The 6,952-nt window shown below is 71.6% G+C and carries 6 protein-coding genes; 2 read left to right on the top strand and 4 right to left on the bottom strand.

Annotated elements, in window-relative coordinates; all coding sequences use genetic code 11:
- Window positions 1-1,352, bottom strand: a 1,352-nt coding sequence (locus tag TR49_RS09245; protein ID WP_439654093.1) for a helix-turn-helix domain-containing protein, incomplete at its 3' end; no start/stop codon positions are given.
- A gap of 616 nt (window positions 1,353-1,968) precedes the next feature.
- Between TR49_RS09245 and TR49_RS09240 the strand changes: the two genes are divergently transcribed.
- On the top strand, window positions 1,969-2,793 hold the full coding sequence (locus TR49_RS09240) for a GNAT family N-acetyltransferase (RefSeq protein WP_042379313.1): 825 nt from the start codon (window positions 1,969-1,971) through the stop codon (window positions 2,791-2,793).
- Between the two features lie 145 nt (window positions 2,794-2,938).
- On the opposite strand, the gene TR49_RS09235 is transcribed toward TR49_RS09240, so the two are convergent.
- Window positions 2,939-3,625 carry an HAD family hydrolase gene (locus tag TR49_RS09235; RefSeq protein ID WP_042379310.1) on the bottom strand — a complete coding sequence of 229 codons (687 nt, stop codon included), beginning with the start codon at window positions 3,623-3,625 and terminating at the stop codon, window positions 2,939-2,941.
- A gap of 355 nt (window positions 3,626-3,980) precedes the next feature.
- On the opposite strand from TR49_RS09235, the gene TR49_RS09230 reads away from it, so the two are divergent.
- On the top strand, window positions 3,981-4,511 hold the full coding sequence (locus tag TR49_RS09230) for a universal stress protein (protein WP_042379308.1): 531 nt from the start codon (window positions 3,981-3,983) through the stop codon (window positions 4,509-4,511).
- Window positions 4,512-4,598: 87 nt separating this feature from the next.
- Here the strand turns inward: TR49_RS09230 and TR49_RS09225 are convergent, their stop codons facing one another.
- Window positions 4,599-5,774: an acyl-CoA dehydrogenase family protein gene (locus tag TR49_RS09225; RefSeq protein ID WP_042379549.1), complete on the bottom strand. Its 1,176-nt coding sequence runs from the start codon at window positions 5,772-5,774 to the stop codon at window positions 4,599-4,601.
- A gap of 169 nt (window positions 5,775-5,943) precedes the next feature.
- Window positions 5,944-6,876, bottom strand: coding sequence for a hydroxymethylglutaryl-CoA lyase (locus TR49_RS09220; RefSeq protein WP_042379548.1), 933 nt, complete (start codon window positions 6,874-6,876; stop codon window positions 5,944-5,946).
- Between the last annotated feature and the right edge of the window lie 76 nt (window positions 6,877-6,952).

The following is a 6,952-nucleotide window of genomic DNA, read 5'->3' as shown; positions in this document are numbered from 1 at the left end:
CTGTCGGGGTGGCTGAGGGCCTGAGCGGGCCCCGGGCGGCCGTCCTCCGTAGGGGAGGAGTGGTCGGCTGACGCGGGGCGGCTGGGGGCGGGCTGGCGTGAGCGGCTGCTCACGCGCGGGGCCGGGCGGCCGCGGCTCGGGCCGCCCTGGGGCGGCACCGTGGGCAGCGAGGAGCCGAACTGGTCCCCGCCGGCCGTCGTCGTCGCACCCTGCGTCGGCACGGACGTCCCGGTGCCCGTCGTGGTGCCACCGGCGAGCCCGCCCGTTCCGCCGTTCCCGGCCGACGTGCCGGGCTCCGGGCGGCGGGCCCGGAACGTGCTGCGGTACACCGCGGGGGAGACGCCCAGCTGACGCCGGAAGTGGCCGCGCAGCGCCACGGGCGAGCGGAAGCCGCAGCGGCGTGCGACCTCGTCGACCGAGAGCTCTGTGGTCTCCAGCAGCCGTTGCGCCTGCAGTACGCGCTGCGAGATCAGCCACTGCAGCGGCGCGCTGCCGGTCAGCGACCGGAAGCGCCGGTCGAACATGCGACGGCTCATGTACGCGCGGGCCGCCAGCACCTCCACGTCGAACTGCTTGGAGAGGTTGTCCAGCGCCCAGGTGACGACCTCGGCGAGCGGGTCGTTCCCGATTTCCTCGGGTAAAGACCGATCGACGTAGGGGGCCTGTCCGCCCGAGCGGCGGACCGGCACGACGAGTCGGCGGGCCAGGGCAGCCGCCGCCTCCGCGCCGTGGTCGGTGCGGACCACGTGCAGGCACAGGTCGATGCCCGCGGCCGTCCCGGCGCTGGTCAGCACGTCGCCCTCGTCGATGAAGAGCTCTCGCGGGTCGACCTGGATCTGCGGGTAGCGCTTGGCCAGGGTCGGCGCGTACATCCAGTGCGTGGTCGCGGGGCGGCCGTCCAGCAGGCCCGCTGCGGCGAGGACGAAGGCGCCGGTGCACAGGCCGATGATCCGCGCGCCCTCGGCGTGGGCCTTGCGCAGCGCCGCGAGCGCCTCGGCCGGCGGGGTCTGGCCGGCGGAGCGCCAGGCGGGCACGACGATGGTGCCGGCCCGGGCCAGACCCTCGAGGCCGTAGGGCGCCGTCATGGTGAGGCCGCCCGTCGTGGACAGCGGGCCGTTCTCGCCCGCGCACACGAGCAGGCGGTAGTGCGGGAGGCCGGTGTCCTGGCGGTCGATACCGAAGACGGAGAGCGGGATCGAGCTCTCGAAGATCGGACCGCCGCTGAAGAGCAGCACCGCCACGATCTCGGCGCGGCGGCGGCTCGAGAGTTTGCGGGGGGCGGCGGTGGCGAGGCCGGTTGATCCGCTGGCGAGGCTGCCGGAACCGGTGGCGCCGACCGGTACGCCGGCGATCGCCTCGTCCCCGGTGACGGTAGTCCTGCTGACCCTGCTCAAGGCGCTCCGGCCCCCCTCGCTGTCATGGTCGTCCCGGTCCTGTGGTTCCGCGGTGCCGTCCGCACCCGTCCTTCGATGGCGCTTGGGAGCCCCCGCCCTCTCGCATGCTTCCATCAAGATCGAATCTACTGGCTCGGATACGACTGTTGCGACTAGTTCACCATCAGACGCTATGTCGACATGGCAATTTGGCGTGAAGCATTCGATCTCGAAGCGTGGCACCCATCACCCCGTCAGGGAAGGGGGCATGCCGCGCTGTGGCCAGTTGTCGCGCGGTTCCAACACAGTTGACGACCGGCCGGAGTCTCGGCCGAGGGGCCTGGACTGGGCATATGGCCAACCACGACCATGTGTCCCGAAGTTGACCGAAAAGAGGCGTCCTGGAGCGCAGGGGGCGCACGGACCGCGCACAATTTCTCCTGCACTCCACGCCGAGCCGGTCCGTGCGACATCACTACCTGGCGGCCACCGGATCGGCTCGGAGGCGCCATCGCTCCCTGTGAGGCGAGATGGGACGTGCCCGGATGAGGTCGTCGCCACCCGGGCGGAGGGGGTCAGGCCCTAGGGTGAACGGATGGGAGTCGAACTCGCGGTCGGCAATGCCGCAAGCCACTGGACGGCCATGGCGCGGGCACGTGGCTGGGCGTGGGTCGACGGTCCCGGCTTCCTCGCGGTGCGGGCCGACAGCGCCCACCGGGTCCTGCTGGCGGCCCGGCCGGTCGCGGACCAGGCGGCGCTGCGAAGTGAGTTGCTGGCGGTGTTCCGGGCATGGGAGTCCCGACAGCTCTGCATCGAGGACCCGACGCGGTCCCTCGACTTCACCGACCTGGGGTTCGAAGCCGCCCTGACGATGCCCATGATGGTGCGTGAGCCGGGTGCGTCCGAGACGCCGAGCCTCCGTCGTCGGGCAGCCGCTGTGGTTGATGCCCAGGTGTCGGACGGCGGCGCGTCCGCAGGGGCGCCGGCGGCGGACGGCGTGTCCGTGGGCGAGGCGGTGCGCGAGGAGGATCTGGCAGCCGTCGAGCGCGTGGTGGTGGAGGGCTTCCCGATACTTCCTCGGCTGCCTTGGCGCCGAGGTGAGCAGTTCCCGGCGCACGCCGCGGTGCCGGGGCAGCGGAGCTGGCTCGCACGGGTGGACGGTCGTCCGGCCGCGGCTTGTGTGACGCACGACGACGGTGCGGCGGTCGGCTTCTACTGGGTGGCCACCCTGCCGGAGTTCCGCTCGCGCGGTGCGGGCCGGGCGGTGATGCGCGCGGGGCTGGCGGCCCACGCGGACCGCCCTGCCACGCTGACGGCCACCCTGCTCGGAGAGCCGCTCTATCGCCGCCTCGGCTTCACCGAGCGCGGCCTCGCCCGCTGGTGGCAGTTCCCGGCCACGCCCGAGGAACTGCGGCGCTGAACCACCGCCTCGGTTCGAGCTGCTCCGACGGGTGGCGGTGGCTCGGGTGACTCGCAGTGGCCCGAACCGGCGGGCCGGTGGGCCACGTCGGATTGTGCGGGCCCTTCCCGGCAGTCCGCCCCCTGTCAGGTGAGCAGCGGGGCCGTCACGTGAGCAGCGGGGCGCTCAGCACCTCGTCCACGGCCTCCGGGATGCCGGTCGCCGTAAGGGTGGGCCGGTAGTCCAGCTCGGGCCAGGGTCGCCCGTGGTCGAGCCATACGCTGCGAAGGCCGGCCACGGCCGCGCCCGCGATGTCGGCCGGGGCGTGGTCGCCGACCATCCAGGTGCTGCGGGTCCAGTCCGCTTCGTCCGTGAGGGCCGGGCTCCGTCTGCAACGGTCCGCCGCGAGCCGGAAGATCAGCGGATCGGGCTTCTCGCAGTCGGCCTCCTCGGAGATGATCCAGCCGTCCACGAGGTCGTCCAGCCCGGTCCGCTCGATCTTCGCCCGCTGTTGCTTGGTCGAGCCGTTGCTCACGATGCCCAGCGTCCATCCGGCCGCCCGTGCCTTCCGCAGCGCCGTTCGGTGCTCCTCGGGGCAGTCGATGAGCTCGATCATGGTCTCGGCGTAGTCGTCGAGCAGTTTCTCCAGTGAGACGTGCAGGCCGTAGCGGGCGACCGTCGCCCGCATCAGGGCCTCGCGGGGGAAGTACCCGCCGCAGTCCAGGGTGGACAACCAGCCGAGATCCTCCAGGGGGAGCGCCCGTGCGCGGAGGAAGCGCTGCGCCCAGCCACGGAAGGCCTGGTTCCGATCGATGAGGGTGTTGTCAAGATCGAACAGGAGGAGAGGCGGCATGAGCGCATGGTTTCAGTCTGCTGGCATATGCGACAGGCAGATCGCATGCTTTTGTCCGAAAGTGAATCGGGCGTGAGCGCCAGCTGACCGCGCCTGCACCGTTGCACATGGCCCGGAGCTCAGGCATGCTCCATGCACGCCCCAGGCGTGCGCATCCTCCTTTCGCGGGAACTGCGCGGCCTGTGCGCTCCGCATCTGGGCGCGGACACAATGTCGCCGTACCCTTGAGGGAAGGGGAAAACCGGCCGCTCACGGCCCACCTCGCCACGACTGCCGCCTGCTTCCCCGCGCTCCGCCCCACGTTCCGCCCCGCGCACCACATCTCGTATCCCACCTCGCGAAACGTCCTCAAGCCATGGCCGGTTACGAGCACCGAGAGCCCCGCGACCCCAAACAGACGACGGGACCCCAGCTGCCGATGCCCAGTTTTGAAGTCAAGTCACAACGGGTCCGCCCCTGCGACCCCGCGTTCCTCCACGGTGTCGTGGTTGGCTTCGACGGTTCCGTGTCCAGCGAGCGGGCGCTCGCCTACGCGGTCGGGATGGCACGGCGGTCAGGTTCCGGACTGGTACTGGTGCATGTGGCCAACAGACTCCCCGCGACAGTCTGGGCCGGTTGCGAGCCGCCCGTCTTCGTCGACGTGCCGGACCACCGCACCGAGGTGCTGGGCCTCGAGCTGGCCTGCGCCGACTACCTGGCCGACGTCCCCTGGGTGCTGGTCGAGCGTGGCGGAGACATCTGCCACGAGCTCGAAGAGGTCGCCAAGGAGTACGCCGCGGACGCCATCGTCGTGGGCGGCTCGCACGGCTGGCTCGGCCGCCTGTTCGGCTCGGTGGCCGGACGGCTGGCGAAGCGCGCCAACCGCCCGGTCGTCGTCATTCCCTGAGCCGTCCCGCCCCGAGCCGTCCGTGCGGAGCGGGCCGTCCCGAGCCGTCCGTCCCTGAATCGTGCGCCTGGGTGTCGGCGCCGGCCGTCAGGCCGGCATGCCCAGCTCGCGCGAGATCAGCATGCGCTGCACCTCGGAGGTGCCCTCGCCGATCTCGAGGATCTTGCAGTCACGCCAGAAGCGGGCTACCGGGAACTCGTTCATGAAGCCGTAGCCGCCGTGGATCTGCGTGGCCTCGCGCGCGTTGTCGACGGCCGCCTCGGAGGAGTACAGCTTGGCGATCGCCGCCTCCTTCTTGAACGGCTCGCCCGCCACCATCCTGCTGGCGGCGTGGTACCAGGCCAGGCGGGCCATGTGCGCCCGCGTCTCCATGTCCGCGACCTTGAACTGGATCGCCTGGTTGGCGCCGATCGGACGGCCGAAGGCGTGCCGCTCGGCGGCGTAGCGGACGGACTCGTCGACGCAGCCCTGAGCCAGACCGGTGGCCAGCGCGGCGATCGCGATCCGCCCCTCGTCGAGGATCCGCAGGAACTGGGCGTAGCCGCGGCCCAGCTCGCCGACCAGGTTGGCGGCCGGCACGCGGCAGTCGGTGAAGGAGAGCTCCCGGGTGTCCGAGGCGTTCCAGCCGACCTTCGAGTACTTCTTGGAGACCGTGAAGCCCGGCGTTCCCGTGGGGACGATGATGCTGGAGATCGAGCGGGTGGGCGAGGACTTGTCCGATTCTTCGCTCGAACCGGTGATCGCCGTGACGGTCACCAGGCCGGTGATGTCGGTGCCGGAGTTGGTGATGAAGCACTTCGTGCCGTTGATCACCCACTCGTCGGTCGCCTTGTCGTACCGGGCGGTGGTGCGGGTGGCGCCCGCGTCGGAGCCGCCCTCCGGCTCGGTGAGGCCGAACGCGCCGAGCATCTCGCCGGAGCAGAGCTTCGGCAGCCAGGTGCGCTTCTGCTCCTCGGTGCCGAACAAGTAGATCGGCATGGCGCCGAGCGAGACGGCCGCCTCCAGGGTGATCGCCACGGAGGAGTCGACCCGCGCCAGTTCCTCCAGGGCCAGGCCCAGGGTGAAGTAGTCGCCGCCCATGCCCCCGTACTCCTCCGGGAAGGGCAGGCCGAACAGGCCCATCCGGCCCATCTCGCGGACGATCTCGTAGGGGAACTCCTCGTGCTCGTAGAACTCGCCGATCTTGGGGGCGACCACGTCGTGGGCGAACTCCCGGACAGTGCGGCGCAGTTCCTCGTGCTCTGGCTCGAGACGGTGGTCCAGCATGGTGGTCTCCTGAGGGTGGGGAGGCGGAAGAAGGGAAACGGGTAGCCGCCGTGCGGCCTTGTGGGCGATCTCGACGGCCGTCCGGTGGTGGTGCGTGGGTGGTGTGCAGTTGTGTGTGGTCAGCTCCGCTGCGGGGCGGCCGGTCGGTCGGCCGGTCGGTTGCCGTTCAGTCCGATCCGACGAGGGCGCGGACCGCCCGGGACGGGCTCGGCCTGCCGAGGTGTCCGGCCAGCCACTGGCTGGTCGTCGCCAGCGCGGCGAGGTCGACGCCGGTCTCGATGCCGAGGCCGTTCAGCATCCAGACCAGGTCCTCCGTGGCGAGGTTGCCCGTGGCGCTCTTGGCGTAGGGGCACCCGCCCAGCCCGCCGGCCGAGGCGTCCACGACGGAGACACCGCAGCGCAGGGCCGCGAGCGTGTTGGCGAGCGCCTGGCCGTAGGTGTCGTGGAAGTGCACCGCGAGCTGCTCCGGGCCGACGCCGGCCGCGGCGAACGCGCCGAGCAGCGCCTCCACCTGACCGGGCGTGCCGGTGCCGATGGTGTCGCCGAGGCTCAGCTCGGCGCAGCCGAGCTCCAGCAGCGCCTTGCCGACGGACACGACCTGCTCGGCCCCGACGGGGCCCTCCCACGGGTCGCCGAAGCACATGGAGAGGTAGCCGCGGACCCTGACCCCGGCCTCCGTGGCCCGGTGCACCACGGGGGCGAACATCTCCAACGACTCGGCGACGGTCCGGTTCAGGTTCCGCGCGGCGAACGTCTCGGTGGCGCTGCCGAAGACGGCGATCTCGGTGGCGCCCAGGGCCAGCGCCCGGTCGAGCCCGCGCTCGTTGGGCACCAGGACCGGGAGCCGCAGCCCAGGGTACTTCTGCGGCAACGCCGAGACCTGCGGGAAGAGTTCCTCGGCGTCCGCCAGCTGGGGGACCCACTTGGGGTGGACGAAGCTGGTCGCCTCGACGGTGGTCAGGCCCGCCTGGGCGAGCCGGGCGATGAACTCCGCCTTGACCCCCACCGGCAGTGCGACGGACTCGTTCTGGAGCCCGTCGCGGGGGCCGACCTCGTGGATCCGGACACGCGTCGGGAGGCCGTCCGCGCGTACCGACATCGGCAGCCCGAGCTCCAGCACCGTCGGCTCGTGCGGCGCATTCCGGTCGGTGCGGTCAGTCTGATCGGTCATCACC

The sequence above is a fragment of the Streptacidiphilus melanogenes genome (assembly GCF_000787835.1).
Taxonomy (GTDB): domain Bacteria; phylum Actinomycetota; class Actinomycetes; order Streptomycetales; family Streptomycetaceae; genus Streptacidiphilus; species Streptacidiphilus melanogenes.
This window is presented reverse-complemented; position numbering and strand designations above follow the sequence as displayed.